The sequence below is a fragment of the Kribbella sp. NPDC003505 genome, from assembly GCF_040610875.1.
In the GTDB taxonomy this organism is placed as follows: domain Bacteria; phylum Actinomycetota; class Actinomycetes; order Propionibacteriales; family Kribbellaceae; genus Kribbella.
Map to the genome: position 1 here is coordinate 383,126 of NZ_JBEXNA010000006.1, position 16,304 is coordinate 399,429.

Below are 16,304 nucleotides of genomic sequence, written 5' to 3' on the forward strand. Positions count from 1 at the left end.
AGGAGCTCACGATGTCAGACGGCGACACCCCCGGGACGCACCGGCGCCCGGGCGAGGTCGAGGTGCCCGAGTGGCCGAGCCGATGGGTCGGCTGGATCCTCTTCGCCGGCGTGATGATGATCGTGCTCGGCATCCTGCACGCGTTCCAGGGGTTCATCGCGATCTTCCACGACGACTACTTCCTGGTCCGCACCGCCCGGCTGGCGATCGAGCTCGACTACGACTCCTGGGGGCTGATCCACCTGATCCTCGGGCTCGTGGTGGTACTCGCCGGGATCGCGCTGCTCGACGGCCGGCTGTGGGGACGGATCGTCGGGGTGGTCCTGGCGGTGCTCAGCATCGTGGTGAACGCCGCCTTCCTCGCGGCGTACCCGATCTGGTCCACGATCCTGATCGCCGTCGACATCCTGGTGATCTGGGCCCTCACCGTGCACGGCGACGAGATGCGGACGATGCTCGAGGCCCGCAAGCGCTAGGTCTTCGGGTCGGGTTGTGCATCGGCGGTGGGTTGCCGGGTCGGAAGGTGGGCCGACAGGAACAGGGACAGCAGCGAGATCAACGCCAGGGCGGCCAGGGACGCGCGCAGCCCGTCCAGCCGGGCCTGCTCGTTCTCGTCGATGACGGCGTCGGCGGTGGTCTGGTCCACCTTGGCGTCGGAGAGCGCCTGACTGAGCTGGTCGTTCGAGACGAACGGTACGCCGCCGGCGAGCTTCACCTCCGCCTGCGACGACACGCTCGCGGGAACGTCCGGATTGTTCTTGATCCCGGTCAGGAACGACGTGGTCAGCGCCGAGATCAGGATCGCGCCGGCCAGGGCGGTTCCGATCGAGGAGCCGAGGAACGTGATCGAGTTCTGCAGGCCGCCGACCTCGCCGCTCTCCTCGTCGGGGACCGAGCTGACGGTGACCGCGCCGAGCTGCGACGCCAGCGCTCCGATGCCGAGCCCGGCCAGCAGCAGCGGCACGGTCACGACGTCGGCCCCGACGCCGATGTCGAGCCCTGCGATCAGCAACACGATCCCCAGGAACAGCATGGCGAAGCCGACCCGGACCACGCGCCGCGGCGATGCCTGCGGCCGGAGCCTCGGTACGCCGATCGCGGTGGCCAGCAACCCCAGTGACAACGGCAGCAGCCGCAGCCCGGTGTCGATCGCCGACAGGCCGAGGGCGACCGACAGGAACAACGGGACGACGAAGAACAGCCCAGCCTGCAGCAGGTACTGGAAAAGGAACGAGGTGAGCCCGGCCCGGAGCCGTTGGTTGCCGAACATCGCCGGGTCGACCAGGACCGCCTCCCCGCGGTTCGTCCGGCGGCGCTCCCAGGCCATGAAGCCGACGAGGACGGCGCCCCCGCCGAGGATCAGCCAGACCACCGGCGACAGACCGAGCCAGGACGGGGCGCCCTGCTTCGGGTTGACGAACCCCCAGGAACCTGCCCGCAGGACCCCGAAGACGATCAGACCGAGCCCGGCCGCGGACAGCGCCGTACCGACCAGGTCGAGCTTCGCGGAGCGATCGGCGGGTACGTCGGCGATCCGGCGGGTCATCGCCAGGATGCCGAGCACGATCAGGACCTCACCGGCGAACACCCAGCGCCAGGACAGGTACGTGGTGAACAGGCCGCCGATCAGCGGGCCGAGCGCGACGGCGATCGCGGCCGCCGCGGCGACGGCGCCGTACGCGCGCGGCCGCTGGGACTTGTCGAAATTGGACGCGACCAGCGCGACGATGGCGGGCATGATCAGCGCCGCGCCGATCCCTTCCAGCCCTGACCAGCCGATCATCAGCACCGTCAGGTTGGGCGACAGCGAGGTGGTCAGCGAGCCGGCCCCGTAGATGATGCAGCCGATCCCGAAGGCGCGCTTGCGGCCGAGAATCTGGCCGAGCTTCCCGCCGGTGATCATCAGCGAGGCCATCACCAGGGTGTAGAGCGTGATGGCGGACTGGATCCCGGTCACCGTCGTCCCGAGATCCGCGGCCACCGTGGCGATCGACACGTTCATCACCGAACTGTCCAGCGCCATCAGGAACTGGCCGGACGCCAGAGTGATCAGAACCGTCCGCGAGCCGGTGGCCGTGCGCACGCCGGAGGCCGGCGCGTCGCTGCTCATCTGCGTACCCCTCCCCGTCCGGATTCCGGCCGGACGAGGTCAGTAGAGCGCACCCGCCCGGCACCCGGCATCGTCCGCGCCGGGTGATGGCGGACGTCAGGCCTTGAGGCCCGACATCGCGATCGAGTCGGTGAGGTAGCGCTGGAGGAGGCCGAAGACCAGCAGGCTGGGGACGACCGTGATGGTTGCGCCGGCCATCAGCTGGTTGATCGGGACGGCCTGGCCCTGGAGGGTGGCGAGGCCGACGGTGAGAGTCTGCATCTTGCCGGACTGGCCGATGACGAGCGGCCAGAGGAAGTCGTTCCAGTGCCAGAGGAAGACGAAGATGCCGAGCGTGGCCAGCACCGGGCGGACCAGCGGGAGCACGATCATGGTGAAGATCCGCCATTCGGGGGCGCCGTCGATCTCGGCGGCCTCGAAGAGCTCGTCCGGGAGCTGCAGGATGAACTGCCGCATCAGGAACACGGCTTGCGAGTTCGCCAGCGTGGGCACGATCAGGCCCCAGTAGCTGTCCACCCAGTCGAGCTTCGCGACCAGGATGTACGACGGGATCAGCGTCGCCTGGAACGGAACCATCAGCGTGGCGAGGAACGCCCAGAACATGATCTCGCGGCCGGGGAACTTCTTCTTCGCGAACGCGTACCCGGCCATCGCGGCGAACAGCAGCACCAGCGCCACCGACACCAGCGAGTAGAGCAGCGAGTTCACCGTCCAGCGCGGGATGTCCGAGCTGGACAGCACCTTGGAGAAGTTCTCCAGCGTGAAGTTCGCCGGGTTCAGCGCGTCCGGGAACGTCTGCCCGCTGGGCGGCGCGAACGCGACCAGCACCATCGCCGCGAACGGTACGACGGTGACGATCGCGGTCAGCGTCAGCAGCGTCGGCAGCGTCAGCCGGGCCGCGGTCCCACGCCGGGCCGCCGCCGGCGGCTCCGCGACCGGGCGGACCGGCGGGCGGTCGAGTACCTGGGCCATCTAGTCGTCCCTCCCGACGAGCCGGCGCTGTACGAGCGAGACGATCAGCACGATCAGGAACAGCACCAGGCCGATCGCGCTGGCGTAGCCGAAGTCGAAGTACTTGAACCCGCTGTCGTACAGGAAGTACACGAGCGAGTAGCTGGAGCGCACCGGGCCGCCGCCGGTCATCACGTACATCGCGTCGAAGACCTGGAACGCGCCGATGGTCTCGATCACCAGCACGAAGAACAGCACCGGCCGCAGCTGCGGCAGCGTCACGTACCGGAACCGCTGCCAGGTCCCGGCGCCGTCGATCATCGCGGCCTCGAGGTACGACTTCGGCACCGCCTGCAGGCCCGCGAGCAGGATCAGCATCGAGTACCCGAAGCCCTTCCAGGCCGAGGTGAGGGCGATCGAGGGCAGCACGGTGTTCGACTGGCTGAGGAAGTCGATCGGGCCGATCGAGACCAGCCCGAGGACGGCGTTCAGCAGCCCGTCCTGCGCGTCGTAGATCCACTTCCAGATCACCGCGGCCAGCACGATGCTGGTCACGTACGGCAGGAAGAACACGCCGCGGAAGAAGCCGCGCCGCCACACCACCTGGTGCAGCAGGACGGCGGTGCCGAGCGACAGCAGGACCGTCAACGGGACGAAGATCACCGTGTAGGTGATCGTCACCAGCAGGGCCTCGTGGAACACCTTGTCCGAGAGCAGGCGGGTGTAGTTGTCGAGCGCGATGAAGTCCCATTTCCCGCTGATCCGGTAGTCGGTCAGCGAGAGGAAGAACGCCCCGATCGCCGGCAGGAACCGGAACAACAAGAACAAGACCAGCATGGGCAGGACGAACACGAAGCCCACCCACGGGCGTTTGAGCGTGCCGCGCCGGGCCGGACCGGCGACGGGTCCCGCCCGACCCGCCGCCGTGTCCGGCTGCCGTGCTTCGGTCAACGCTGCCTCGAGAGCAGGTCGTTGGCCTGCTTGGCCGCGTCGTCCAGGGCCTGCTGGGGCTGCTTCTTGCCGGTCAGCACGGCCTGGATCTCGGTGCTCAGGAACGACATCACCTGCCGCGCCGACGGGTTCGGCTCACCCGGTACGGCGTACTGCAGCGCGTCGCGGAACTTCGCCGCGTTCGGGTCGGTCGACTCGGACTTGGCGTCGTTGCGCGGCGAGTAGAACCCGGACGCCTTGCTGAGCGCGTCCAGTTGCGCGGACTGCATCATGAACGACAGGAACTTCTTCGCGCCGTCGACGTTCTCCGAGGCCGCGTTCAGGACCAGACCGCCGGGGAGCCCGAACCCGACCTGCTTCTTGCCGGTCAGCGGCGCTCCGAGCTCGACGTTCGCGGCGCCCCAGGTCGGCGTCACCGTGGCGACGTCGGCCGGCACGCTGGTCATCGCCATCGCGACCTGGCCCTTGCCGAACGGCGAGTCGGCGACCACGTTGCCCGCGGTGAGCGCGGTCTTCGGGATCGCGCCCTGGTCCCACAGGCTCTTCAGGAAGGTCAGCGCCTCCAGACCCGGGGCCTGGTTGAACGCGACGCTCTTGCCGTCGTCGGCGAAGACCTTCCCGCCCGCCTGCCACAGCAGCGGGTAGAAGTTCAGGTTCAGCGTCGCCTCCGGCGAGGCCGAGTAGTCCAGCGTGGAGAACCCGGCCGCCTTGAGCTTCGGTGCGGCGGCCTTGATCTCGTCCCAGGTCGCCGGCGGCTTGCTGATCCCGGCCTTGGCCAGGACGGCCTTGTTGTACATCGTCGTGGTGACCGTGTGGTAGATCGGGGCGCCGTACACCTTGCCCTCGACCGTCAGGCCGGGGATCGCGGCCGGCAGGAACTTGTCCTTCTCCGGCGCGACCACGTCGTCGACCGGCTCCAGCGAGCCGCTCTTCACGTACTGCGGGATCTGGTCCGGGATCATCAGCAGGACGTCCGGGCCCTTCCCGCCGGAGAACGCGGCCGCGACCTTCTCCTCGCGGCCCTTCCACGGCTGGTTCTCCAGCTTCAGGTCGACACCGGAGTTGGCCGCCTCGAAGTCGGTCTCGACCTTCTTCCAGTACGCGTCGCTGGCCGCCTGGTCGGCGATCACCGGGTACATCCAGAGCGTGACGCTCTTCTTCGAGTCCGAGGAGCCCGAGTCGCCTCCGCCGCAGGAACTGAGCGCGGCGGCGAGCACGAGCGCCGTGAGTGGTGCCGCCATACGGCGGACGGTGGATCTCATCGCACCCCCAGGGTGTCCGGAAGTCAGGGCCGGAAGTAGTGAAACCGAATAACGGTCAGGACCGAAAGTAGCTGGGGTGAATTTCGGCTGTCAACGGCTGATATCAATCCGGAACAGCTCGGAGCCGCTCGTCATCAGCAGTTGGCGATCTCCGCGGACGCCGAGCCGCCGGTGCGCGTGCTCGACGAACAGCGTCGGGACGGAATTCGCCCCGGGCGCGATCCGGTAGATCTTGTTCAGGTCGATGCTCACGTAGACGGCCTCCGGGGTCGCGACGATGTCGCCGCTGGAGTTCGTCGTACCGAGCGTGAACGACTTCTTCAGCTTGCCGCTGTCCGGGGCCACCGCGAACACCGTCTTCCCGGCCACGCCCCAGACCAGGCCGTCCGGCCCCATCGTGACCGCGGACACCGTGGCGCGACCCGGCACCGGCACGGTTTCCCAGAGCTTCTTCTTGTTGGCCACGTCCCACGCGAATACTGTGCCTGCTTCCCGGGTCGGCGGCGTGGTGGTCAGCCCGCCGGCGATCGACGTACCGCCGTAGATGATGCCGCAGTGGGAGGTGAGGCCGAAGACCGACTCGTCCTGTACGACGTTGCGGTACTTCTCGGCGGCGCCGGTGGCCGGGTCGTAGATCACCAGCGCCCCACCGAGCCGGTCGCCGTCGGGCACGGTGCCGACCGCGATCTTGCCGTTCACCTCGGTCAGCGCGCGGGCCCGGGTCTGGAACAGGTCGGGCTTCAGGTTCAGCACCTGCTTGGGGTTGTCCGGCGTGCCGGGCGGGCCGGGGGAGTACTCCGGGCTGCTCCAGGGCTTCGTGGTGTCGTAGGAGTAGAGGCGGGCCTCCGGATAGGCGCCGACCCAGACGGTGCCGTCGGAACCCTCCAGCAGGGCCTCGACCTGGGAGAACCGGTTGAACTTCGCCTCGCCGGTGGCCGGGTTGACCACCGAGACCCCGCCGTTGAGGAAACCGCCGGCGTAGATGTCGTCCTTGCCGCCCGCCACGGACAGGATCTCGATCGGCTCCCGCCGGACCTTGGTGGTGAAGATCTCGGACTTGCCGGTCTGCGGGTTGTACCGGAACTCCTCGCCGCGCCACAGGGTGCCGACGACGCTGGTGCCCGGGTAGTCGGGCAGGCCCAGGTCGGCGTACCCGATCGAGCGGGCGTTCTGGATCCGGCCGGTGAAGGTCAGGCCGGTGCCGGTCAGCGTCTTGGTGGCCGGGTCGTACTTCTTCAGTTCGCTGCTCTGGATGAGGTACAGCGAGCCGTCCGCGCCGATCGGGGAGATGTCCAGACCGTGCGCGTTCGGGATCTCGTCCACCCAGGTCCGCGAAGCGATGTCCCAGACGTACAGCGGGCCGGGGAAGGCGGTGCTGATCCGCGCGTACACGCGCCCGCCGCGCGCGTTCAGGTCGTACACGACCTTGTCGGAGGGGTCGCCGAGGCCGGGCGGCGACGGCAGTTCGGTGATCGCGCCGGTGGCCGCGTCGACCTCCAGGATGTGCGCGTCGGGCATCGTGCCGGCGTACACCTTGCCGCCAGCGTAGTCGATGCTCTTGACGTACGTCTGGCCGGCCAGGACCGTGCCGTAGTCGCGGACGGCGCCGGTCTCGTCGTCGTATCGGAACACCTTCCCGTGCGGGAACGTCCCGCCGTACACGTTGCCCTGTTCGTCTGTGGTGATCCGCCAGATGAACGTCTCGGTGGCGATCGGCCGGCCGAGGTCCTCGACGGCGCCGCCCGGACGCAGCCGGTACAGGTGGCCGTTGTTGTAGGTGCCGACGTAGATCGTGCCGTCCGGTGTCGCGGCGACCGCGTAGCTGCCGTCCGCGCCGGGCAGCGCCACCGAGAGCAGGCTGTCGCCGGTGGCCGGGTCGATGGCGTTCAGGTACGCCGGACTTCCGGTGGACACGTTCCAGATCGCGGCCTTGCCGTTCGGGCCGGGGGCGACGGTGCCTCCGATCAGGAGTACGTCGGACAGCGGCGTGCCGAGCGAGACGAGGGTGCCGACGGGCGGTTGCTGCCCTGCCTGCGCCGGCGTGGTCAGCGGTGCGGCGAGCAGAGCGGCGAGTACCAGTGCGAGAAGTGAGCGGACTGATCGCATGCGGTTGCCTCCGGGGGCCTATTTACGGTCCTGTCCGAAAGTGAAGCTCTCGCGGCGTGGGCAAGTCAACGGCTCGGGAGAATTTGCCACTACTGACAGCAACCGGTCCCAATACGGCCCCCGCCGTTAAAGTCCGGGCAGCGCGCCGAGCAGCTTCTCGAGCTTCTCGCGGGTGGCCGCGAAGTAGCTGTTCTCGCGGTGCAGCGCGCGGTGGAACGCGGCCAGCTCCGCCGCCGAGATGGAGTTCGAGAACGTGCTGATCTCGGTCAGGTCGAGCCGCCGGTTGAACAGGTGCACGGTGTCCCGCCACCGGTGCAGCTGCCCGACGAGCTCGGCGTCGCGGCGCAGGCCGAGCGCACCGGACACCAGCGCGAGATCGACCGCCGACACCACCAGCCGCGGATACACCTGCCGGGCGCTCGGGGCGTCGGGCGAGAACCGTTCGTCGTTCAGCAGCCGGGTGTTCTCGTGCAGCTCGTCCGCGACGGCCCGCAGCACCTCGGTACGGCGCTCCGCCTCGGCGGTCAGCCGCTCGACGAAGATGCCGGTCAGGCCGGCCACCAGCGTGAGCGAGTTGACGGCCGGCTCCCAGCGCGAGTTCTCCGGCCAGAAGAACCAGATGACACCGAGCACGAACGCCAGCGCGAGCAGGCCGTACGTCACCACGCTGACGACGGCCCGCCGGTTCAACCGGCTCACGTGGCCCAGATGTCGTCGGCGAGGCTGCGGGCGCCCCCGCCGGCCGCCTCCGGGGCGAGCAGCAGCAGCTCCAGGCCAAACGGGTTCGGACGGCGGGTGTACCGGAACTGGGACTGGATCGCCTCGACCGGCGTCAGCTTGCAGGCCTCGGTCAGCCGCTTCAGCCGGGTCGTGGAGTACTTGCGAGTGGTGTAGAGCCGGATCGTGTCACCGATCGGCAGCACCACCTCGGTGTGGTCCGGCAGCTCCATCCGGACCTCCTCGCCGGTGTCGTTCTGCCAGAAGATCTTCACCAGCAGGGCGTCTTCGTCCTCGACCTCCCCGGCGAACTTCACCAGCTCGTTGTTGATCTTCAGGTCGGTGTTGTACCGCAGCGCGCTGGTGACGAACTCCGCGAACGCGCGGGTCTGGTGGTACTCGTCCGCGGCCGCGTCGGCGGTCTCCTGGTCGAGGCGCGTCGTACTGGCCACCTCGAGCAGCAGCCGGTCCTGCGCGCGCAGCCCTTGCGTCAGGGTGCCGAGCAGTTCCTCGTCGCTGTCGAAGTTGGCCAGCGTGTTGCCGGTCAGCGTGAACAGGATCGGCTCGTCGCCGACCAGCCGGGCGAGCATCTCGGCGAGCTCTTCCATGTTGTCCGCGATCGAGAAGTCCAGTTGCACCGGCAGCACCTGGGCGACCGGGAACCGGGCGTCGCGCACCGGCTGGGTCCCCATCCGCAGCATCTCGGAGCTCATGTCGACCGGGATGTAGTACATGTTCCGGTTCTGCCGACGCAGGTCGCTGACGATGGTGCGGTCCTTGACGCCGGTGCCGACGCCGAGGCTGACGACGTGGAAGCCGCCGTTCTCGACGTGCGGCCGGACCTTGCGCCAGTGTCGCTGGAACGACTCCGCGCCGGCCTTCATGACCAGGTAGAAAGGGTCGTTCGTCGCGTTCGCCCAGGCGATCGTCGGACCGATCCCCCAGTAGGAGAAGCCGGAGGTGATCTGCTTGCCGTCGCCGGTCGTCGAGAACGGCCCGCGCAGGTCGCCGGTCAGCGTCGCGAGCTTGTCCGTCTGGTCCTCACCGGTCAGCACCAGCGACCAGGCGAAGTCGTCGTCGGCCAGCGCATGCTCGAGCTTCCGGATCACGGGTACCGGCTCTGCCACGTCTCACCCCTCACACGATGAGACGTCAGGCTACCGGTTCGCGACGGTGCGTGCCGGTCAGATCGGAGTGACCGCGTCGGCCTCCCGGCCCTTCGGCCCGTCGACGATCTGGAACTCGACGTGCTGGCCGTCCTCGAGGGTCTTGTACCCGTCGGAGACGATCTTGCTCCAGTGCACGAACACGTCGTCCTGCCCGTCGACGGCCAGAAAGCCGTAGCCCTTGTCGGCGTTGAACCACTTCACGGTGCCGCGCACCATCGGAACTCCTTGACCACGGGACCCGCTTCACCCGGGCCCCTCGCGATCCACAATCTTAATGGAGCCGCCCGCGACCAGCGCGACGCCCACGAGCGCCGCGCTGACCCAGAGCGGTCCGCGGAACCCGGCCGCGCCGATCGCCGGGCCGCCGAGCAGCGGTCCGGCGGCGGCGCCGACGTTCAGCGCGGCGGTGGCCAGTCCGCCGGTCAGCACGGGCGTCGCGCTCCCGGCGTACAGGCTGTAGGCGATCAGCGTCGACCCGACCGCGAACGACAACGCGCCCACGAGCAGCACGAGCAGCACGGTCGGTACGACGGCCGCCGCGGTCAGCGCGAACGTGCACCACCCGACGAGCAGGATGCCGCCGGCAACCAGTACGAACCGGTCGTCGCGCCGGTCGGCGTACCGGCCCGCGACCGTCACGCCCGCGAACGAGCCGAGGCCGAAGAGCGCGAGCATCGGCGGCACCCAGCCCACGCCCAGCCCGGTGACCTCGGTGAGCACCGGGGAGAGGTACGTGAACGAGCAGAACGTCGCGCCGTTGACGAGGGCCCCGAGCAACAACAGCACGGCGAGTCGGGGCCTGAGGTGGAACCGGCCCACCGTGGCCGGACCGGCGCCCCGGGAAGGGACCGCGCGGAGGATCCCGAGCAGCGCTGGGAGCGAGATGATCGCGACCGCCCAGAACGCGGACCGCCAGCCGAGGTACCGGCCGAGCACGGCGCCGGCCGGGACGCCGATGACGTGGACAGCCAGGAAGACGGTCAACGTCAGCAGCAGGGTCCGCCGGCGCGGCCAGCGGGCGCCGAGCACGGCGATCGCCGGGGCGCCGACGATCATGCCGAGCGCGAACGCGGACGTCAGCCAGCCGGCGGCAGGGATGGAGACGCCCAGGTCGCGGGCGATGTCCGGGCCGAGGCCGGCGAGCATGAATTCGGACGTTGCCTGGGCGAAAACGGCCAGGCCGAGCAGGTACAGCACGAAAGGCATGGAGAGGCTCCGTAACCAGTGGAGGACGGCATGAGTCGTCTCCGGCGGTTCCGGTGGGTCACACGGAACGGCCGGTGGTTACGGTCTGTCCGCCTCCGGGCTGGTCACGCCGTGGAGCCTAGAGAAATGCCACCACCGCGTCTACCGAGTTAGACGCGACGCGACGCCGCCAGGCCGAGCAGGCCGGCGGTGACCAGCAGCAGCGCGCTGGTGACGCCGAGGTCGTCGGTCTGCAGGACGCCGTTGTCGGTGAGCATCCAGATCGTGGCAGCGCCGCTCAGCACCGTGCCGGCCACCACACCCGGCACGTCCGGCCTGGTCTTGCGGGGTTGCTGGCTCATCCGCGCTCCACCTTGATACTGCCCAGCCTGAGGTCCAGGTCCAGGGTGACCTGCGACGGACCGGCCTTGCCGTCCGCGCCGAGGTCGTTGAGCTTCAGTTCGGCATTATGGCCGCCCTGGTGCTGGTCGAGGAAGGCGACGTCTCCCATCTCGGTCGACAACGCGCCCTGCACGTCGACGTCCGCCGGCAGTTTCACGATCACCTCGCCGACGCCGCCGTGCACGTCGACCTTGGCACCCGGGCCGAACTTGGCCTGAGTCAGGTCCAGCTTCACCGACCCGGCGTCGAACTGGTAGCTGGTGCCGGTCGCGGTGATCGTCTGGCTGGCCGGCGCGACGTAGTTGGTGTCGGCGAAGTTCTTCGGCACGTCCGGGAACACGGTGCTCGCGATGGCGCCCGCGGCCAGCAGGATGCCGAGCGGCAGCAGAGCCAGCGTGCGGCCGACGAACCCGCCGAGCAGCATGCCGCCGCCGAGCGTGGCCAGGCCGATGACCAGCATCGTCGCCGTGGACGCGCCGGCCAGCGCGGCGATGCCGATCGCGATACCGGTCAGGACGACGATGATCGACTTGACCCCGCGCATGCCCTTCGCGGGCGGCTCGGCGGGCTTGCGCGCGGCCGGCGCGGCGGCCGGCTCGTCGACGTACAGGCCGAGAGGGTCGTCCTCGGTCCACACAGCCTGGACCGGTTCGACGGTGCGGTCCTGGGGTCGCTGTGTGGCCGAGGACGACGGGCCCGCCGGGGGAGCTGACGGGCCGGTCTGCGGAGGCACGTACGCCGTGGTCGGCTGCGGGCCGACGTACGGCGAGGACGCCGGGGACGCCGGCGGGACCGTGTCCTGCGGGCGCTGTGCCTGCTTGTTGCTGTTGCTCTTGCGCTGCTTCGCGATCAGCCAGATGACTCCGAGCACGATCAGCGGGCCGGGCACGAACCGGCCGAAGTCGAACGACGACATCGTCGCGATTGCGATGAACACGCAGGCCCCGACCGCCACCGGCCAGAACCACGGGTGGTCGGTCCGGATCCGGTCGCCGAGCACGCCCTGGGCGGCCGAGCGGTCACTGCCCTCGTCGGGCATCAGCACCCAGGCGGCGATGTAGAAGATCACGCCCGGGCCGCTGATGATCAGCACGGCCATCACCACGCGGACCAGAACGGGGTCGATGTTCAGCGCACGGCCGATGCCGCCGCAGACACCCGCGACCCAGCGGTCCGACCTGCTGCGCCGCCAGCTCTGGGGGTTCTGCAGGCGGTCGCGGTCGAACCCGGCGGGTCCACTCTGGTTCTGCTCCATGCCATCGATACTCACACGAGAGGGCGCCGTGGACATCGGGGATGCACCCTGACCACTCCCGGAGAGGCGGGATTTGGGGGTTCTCCCCGAGTCGACCCTGAGCGCGGAGGGTAGCGGCTGAGGAGGCGGCCGGGGACAAGCCTGCTGGTGTCGGGCCTGTCCACATGTGACGATCGTGGTGATGAGCCAGCCAGCAGCCGCGCCGCCGGGCGGGACCTCCAGCAACGGGGGCCAGCCCGAGCCTCCGCCTGGGCAGACCCAGGACCAGTGGCGTTACAAGGGCTGGGGGCCGCAAGGCCCGGCAGGGCAGTACCAGGGCCCGTACGCCGCTTACGCCGCCCGGATGGGTGCGCAAGCGGGCTCGGGACCCGGTCAGTCGTACCTTCCACCAGGGCAGCCGGCCTCCGCGCGGCAGCCGACGGATGCTCCGCGGCGGGCGTACCGCCGTACGGAAGGACGCGTCGTCGCCGGTGTGGCCGGTGGCATCGCGGACCACCTGGGCGTGTCGGACACCGTCGTACGGCTGGTGCTGATCGCGACCACGGTGTCCGGCGGGTTCGGCATCCTGATCTACGCCGCGTTGTGGTTCTTGATGCCGCTGGCCCCGGAGACGGTCCCGGCCGCGCCCGGCCTGGCCGCGCACACGCGGAGCGGGCTGCGCTCCGACGAGCCGGCACCGCCGGTCGCCGAGGCGAAGCAACGGAAACGGGAGAAGAGCCGCGGGCAGCTGCCCGCGCTGGTCGCCATCGGCGCCGGGCTGCTGATCCTGCTGCAGGTCGCCGGGCTCGGCATCGCCGGGAAGCTGTTCTGGCCGCTGGTGTTCGCCGCGACCGGTCTGGCACTGATCTGGCGGCAGGCCGACGAGAGCCAGAAGGACAAGTGGGCGCGCGACGTCCGGGTCCCGATCCTCGGGCTGGTGCTCGGCAAGGGCGGCTGGAAGTCGCTCGTCCGGATCGGCGTCGGGCTGGTCCTGATCGGCACCGCGGTCACCCTGTTCCTGGTGCAGAACGGCCGGCTCTCGATGGTCGGCGACGTCCTGATCGCGCTGCTGCTCGCCGTGGTCGGGATCGGCGTCATCGCCGGGCCGTGGGTGCACCGGCTGACCCGCGACCTGAACTCCGAGCGCGCCGAGCGGGTCCGTTCGCAGGAGCGCGCCGACATGGCCGCGCACCTGCACGACTCGGTCCTGCAGACGCTGGCGCTGATCCAGAAGCAGGCCGACGACCCGAAGGCCGTGGCCCGGCTGGCGCGCTCCCAGGAGCGTGAGCTGCGGTCCTGGCTGTACGACGAGGAGCACGACGCCGACCAGACGATCGCCGGCGCCGCGAAGCAGGCGGCCGCCGAGGTCGAGGACTCGCACGGCGTACCGATCGAGGTCGTGACGGTCGGCGACTGCGCCCTGACCGAACCGCTCGCCTCGATGGTCCGGGCCGCGCGCGAGTCGATGGTGAACGCCGCCAAGCACTCGGGGGCTGCGAAGATCGACGTGTTCGTCGAGGTGGACGGCGACCGGGTGGAGATGTTCGTCCGCGACCGCGGCAAGGGATTCGACGTCGACGAGGTCCCCGACGACCGGCTCGGCTTGCGGCACAGTGTGATGGGCAGGATGGAACGGCACGGCGGCCGCGCGACGGTGCGGTCCGATCCGGAGACAGGGACCGAAGTGCGACTGGAGATGGACAGATGAGCAGCAGGCGGGTAGTCGTCGTCGACGATCACGACATGTTCCGGGCCGGGGTACGCAGCGAGATCGGCGCCTCGGTCGACATCGTCGGGGAGGGCTCCGACGTCGACACCGCCGTGAAGGCGATCGTCGGCACCGAACCGGACGTCGTGCTGCTCGACGTCCACCTCCCCGGTGGCGGCGGTACCGAGGTGATGAAGCAGGTGCACCAGCGGCACCCGGACATCAAGTTCCTGGCGCTGTCGGTCTCCGACGCCGCCGAGGACGTCATCGGCGTGATCCGCGCCGGCGCCCGCGGGTACGTCACCAAGAACATCTCCGGCACCGAACTGGTCGACGCGATCAACCGCGTCGCCGAGGGTGACGCGGTGTTCTCCCCGCGCCTGGCCGGCTTCGTCCTGGACGCCTTCTCCGGCGCCATCGACATCGCTTCGGTCGACGAGGACCTGGACCGGTTGTCGCAGCGCGAGCGTGAGGTACTGCGGCTGATCGCGCGCGGGTACGCGTACAAGGAAGTCGCCCGCGAGCTCTTCATCTCCGTCAAGACCGTCGAAACCCACGTCTCGTCGGTCCTCCGCAAACTCCAACTCTCCAACCGCCACGAACTGACCCGCTGGGCCACCGACCGCCGCCTGGTCTAAGTCGATCCACACGGCGCCCTCTCGGCAGCCGAGGACGGGCGGCCCGGTGGCCATCGGCGTTTGGTGGGTGGGCGTCTGGGATTGTGGGTTTGCGACCGGGATCTCGATCGCCAACCCGGCATCTCAGGCGTCCACCCACCAAATCAGTGGCAGATGCCCGACGCAGGGTGCATCAAGCAAACGAACGGCGTTGGGCTAGGCGGTTGCGCGCTGGACGGCGTTCAGGATGTTCAGGAGGTTTTCCGGGTGGGCCAGGTTGAGGTCCGCGAGGACGCCCGGCCGGAACCAGCGGAGGTCGTCATGCTCCTCGGGCTCGGCGATGACCGGCTCCCCCTCCCAGCGCGTGACGAGGAAACCGCGCATGTCGAGGGCGGGGTTGTCGACTGTCATCGGGATCGGCAGCGGGTCGTGGATCTGCACGCCGACCTCCTCGAGGCACTCCCGGCGGACCGCCTGGTCAGGTGATTCGCCAGGCTCGACGTGTCCGCCGACGAAGCCCCAGCAGTCGGGATACGCCTCGCGCAGAGGGGTGCGATGTGCCAAGAGCACAAGGCCCTCGCGCACAAGGACGGCGGTTGCGATCTGAATCCGGGCGACCATGCCGGCATGCTAGGCGCGACCACCGACATGCCGAGCAAGCCTCAAGCGGTGGGCGTCCACTCGCGGCGCAGAAGGCCGTAGACCCAGGAGTCGGAGACGTCGCCGTTCACGATGCAGTCTTCCCGGAGCGTCCCCTCGCGCACGAAGCCGAGTTTCTCGAGGACTCGGGCCGACCCGATGTTGCGGGTGTCGGCTTCGGCCTGGACGCGGTTCAGGTCCAGTGTGTCGAAGGCCCATCGCAGTACCGCGCGTGCAGCCTCCGTCGCATACCCGTGCCCCCACGACGCCTCGGTGAAGCAGTAGCCGAGTGACGCGCTGCGGAAGTCCGGGTTCCACTGGCTCAGGCCGCACCAGCCGAGGAACTCCCCGTCGGACGCGCGGTCGATGGCCACACGAGCGCCCGTACCCTCTTCCGCCATCGTCCGGCACGCCGCGATGAACCGCGCAGCGCGACTGCGTTCACTCCACGGCGGCGAGTCCCAGTACCGCAGCACAAACGCATCGCTGTGCAGCGCGAACAGCGCGTCCGCATCCGCGTCGCCGAAAGGACGCAACCGCAGGCGATCAGTGGTCAACGTCGGCGTAGGCAGCGACACAGGTATCTCGTTTCGTCCGGGCGCGGTCGCCGACCAACCAAGCACCTGACGCCCTCCAGCCGCAACGGATTTCCGGGCCGGCACCGGGCTGACCTCGTATCAATGCACCTCGCGCACCATGACGCAGTTGCCCAGGCCCTTGGGCCGGTCGTAGGTGAAACCTTCGCGCTCGTACATCGCGCGGGTGCCGTTGTAGAGGAACGACGAGTTCTTCTTCCGGACCCCGCCGGTGTCGTGCGGGTAGCCCTCCACCGTGCCGCCGCCCGCCTGCGCGATCAGTTCGACAGCTCCGCGCAGGGCGATCACCGCCAGACCCTGACCGCGCCGGCTGCGCTCGACCAGGATGCAGGTGACCCGGTAGTCGGGCAGGCGCTCGGCAGTGCCGAGATACTCCTTGCGATGCTGGATGTCGGGCAGCTCGTCCGGCGTGCCGTACTCCGCCCAGGCAACGGCTTGGTCGCCGTCGTAGACCAGCGCGGCATGCGCGATTCCCTCGGCCACCAGACGTTGCTTGAGCGCCCGGTTCCCCTCGGCGCTCTGCCCCTTCTCCGCGCAGTCGGGATGAAACTTCGTACACCAGCAGCCGGCGAACATGCCCTTGTTCCGCTCGACGAGCGCGGCGAAGTCGTCGAACGTCTCCGGCGTGAGCGCCTTGATCCTGAAGTCGGACATGCC

17 protein-coding genes are annotated in these 16,304 nt (G+C 69.4%); 3 read left to right on the forward strand and 14 right to left on the reverse strand.

What is annotated here, in order from left to right; translation table 11 throughout:
* Positions 1-11 precede the first annotated feature (11 nt).
* The gene (locus ABZX12_RS23070) at positions 12-476 is read left to right on the forward strand and encodes a hypothetical protein (protein WP_355696109.1); all 465 of its coding nucleotides are present in this window, start codon (positions 12-14) and stop codon (positions 474-476) included.
* On the opposite strand, the gene ABZX12_RS23075 is transcribed toward ABZX12_RS23070, so the two are convergent.
* The 11 genes from ABZX12_RS23075 to ABZX12_RS23125 form a co-directional block, all read right to left on the reverse strand.
* Entirely contained in the window at positions 473-2,110 is a 1,638-nt protein-coding gene (locus ABZX12_RS23075) for an MFS transporter (protein WP_355696111.1), read from the reverse strand. The genes ABZX12_RS23070 and ABZX12_RS23075 overlap by 4 nt on opposite strands.
* Before the next feature lie 96 nt (positions 2,111-2,206).
* The gene (locus tag ABZX12_RS23080) at positions 2,207-3,082 is read right to left on the reverse strand and encodes a carbohydrate ABC transporter permease (RefSeq protein WP_355696113.1); all 876 of its coding nucleotides are present in this window, start codon (positions 3,080-3,082) and stop codon (positions 2,207-2,209) included.
* Complete coding sequence (locus ABZX12_RS23085) at positions 3,083-4,012, reverse strand: sugar ABC transporter permease (RefSeq protein WP_355696115.1); 930 nt, start codon at positions 4,010-4,012, stop codon at positions 3,083-3,085. It abuts the gene before it with no gap.
* Positions 4,009-5,253: an extracellular solute-binding protein gene (locus tag ABZX12_RS23090; protein WP_355696117.1), complete on the reverse strand. Its 1,245-nt coding sequence runs from the start codon at positions 5,251-5,253 to the stop codon at positions 4,009-4,011. Before ABZX12_RS23090 ends, ABZX12_RS23085 begins: the two co-directional genes overlap by 4 nt.
* Positions 5,254-5,364: 111 nt before the next feature.
* The gene (locus tag ABZX12_RS23095; protein WP_355696119.1) at positions 5,365-7,380 is read right to left on the reverse strand and encodes a hypothetical protein; all 2,016 of its coding nucleotides are present in this window, start codon (positions 7,378-7,380) and stop codon (positions 5,365-5,367) included.
* Between the two features lie 126 nt (positions 7,381-7,506).
* Positions 7,507-8,079 carry a hypothetical protein gene (locus tag ABZX12_RS23100; protein ID WP_355696120.1) on the reverse strand — a complete coding sequence of 191 codons (573 nt, stop codon included), beginning with the start codon at positions 8,077-8,079 and terminating at the stop codon, positions 7,507-7,509.
* Entirely contained in the window at positions 8,076-9,224 is a 1,149-nt protein-coding gene (locus tag ABZX12_RS23105; RefSeq protein ID WP_355696122.1) for an L-histidine N(alpha)-methyltransferase, read from the reverse strand. Before ABZX12_RS23105 ends, ABZX12_RS23100 begins: the two co-directional genes overlap by 4 nt.
* A 57-nt stretch (positions 9,225-9,281) precedes the next feature.
* A complete protein-coding gene (locus tag ABZX12_RS23110; RefSeq protein WP_350278708.1) occupies positions 9,282-9,482 on the reverse strand; it encodes a cold shock domain-containing protein in 201 nt (66 codons plus the stop codon).
* Positions 9,483-9,509: 27 nt separating this feature from the next.
* Positions 9,510-10,472 carry an MFS transporter gene (locus tag ABZX12_RS23115; RefSeq protein ID WP_355696123.1) on the reverse strand — a complete coding sequence of 321 codons (963 nt, stop codon included), beginning with the start codon at positions 10,470-10,472 and terminating at the stop codon, positions 9,510-9,512.
* Positions 10,473-10,621: 149 nt separating this feature from the next.
* Positions 10,622-10,813 (reverse strand): hypothetical protein, encoded by a 192-nt coding sequence (locus tag ABZX12_RS23120; protein WP_355696124.1) that lies wholly within the window; start codon positions 10,811-10,813, stop codon positions 10,622-10,624.
* Positions 10,810-12,108 (reverse strand): PspC domain-containing protein, encoded by a 1,299-nt coding sequence (locus tag ABZX12_RS23125; RefSeq protein ID WP_355696126.1) that lies wholly within the window; start codon positions 12,106-12,108, stop codon positions 10,810-10,812. The genes ABZX12_RS23120 and ABZX12_RS23125 overlap by 4 nt, the downstream gene beginning before the upstream one ends.
* A gap of 181 nt (positions 12,109-12,289) precedes the next feature.
* Between ABZX12_RS23125 and ABZX12_RS23130 the strand changes: the two genes are divergently transcribed.
* Complete coding sequence (locus ABZX12_RS23130; protein ID WP_355696128.1) at positions 12,290-13,795, forward strand: PspC domain-containing protein; 1,506 nt, start codon at positions 12,290-12,292, stop codon at positions 13,793-13,795.
* Positions 13,792-14,433: a response regulator transcription factor gene (locus ABZX12_RS23135; RefSeq protein WP_355696130.1), complete on the forward strand. Its 642-nt coding sequence runs from the start codon at positions 13,792-13,794 to the stop codon at positions 14,431-14,433. Before ABZX12_RS23130 ends, ABZX12_RS23135 begins: the two co-directional genes overlap by 4 nt.
* Positions 14,434-14,628: 195 nt before the next feature.
* Here ABZX12_RS23135 and ABZX12_RS23140 read toward each other — a convergent pair whose 3' ends face one another.
* The 3 genes from ABZX12_RS23140 to ABZX12_RS23150 all read right to left on the reverse strand — a co-directional run bounded on the left by ABZX12_RS23140 (position 14,629) and on the right by ABZX12_RS23150 (position 16,301).
* Positions 14,629-15,033: an NUDIX domain-containing protein gene (locus ABZX12_RS23140; RefSeq protein WP_355696131.1), complete on the reverse strand. Its 405-nt coding sequence runs from the start codon at positions 15,031-15,033 to the stop codon at positions 14,629-14,631.
* A gap of 41 nt (positions 15,034-15,074) precedes the next feature.
* A complete protein-coding gene (locus ABZX12_RS23145) occupies positions 15,075-15,629 on the reverse strand; it encodes a GNAT family protein (RefSeq protein WP_355696133.1) in 555 nt (184 codons plus the stop codon).
* A gap of 99 nt (positions 15,630-15,728) precedes the next feature.
* Positions 15,729-16,301, reverse strand: coding sequence for a GNAT family N-acetyltransferase (locus tag ABZX12_RS23150; RefSeq protein WP_355696135.1), 573 nt, complete (start codon positions 16,299-16,301; stop codon positions 15,729-15,731).
* Positions 16,302-16,304: the final 3 nt, after the last annotated feature.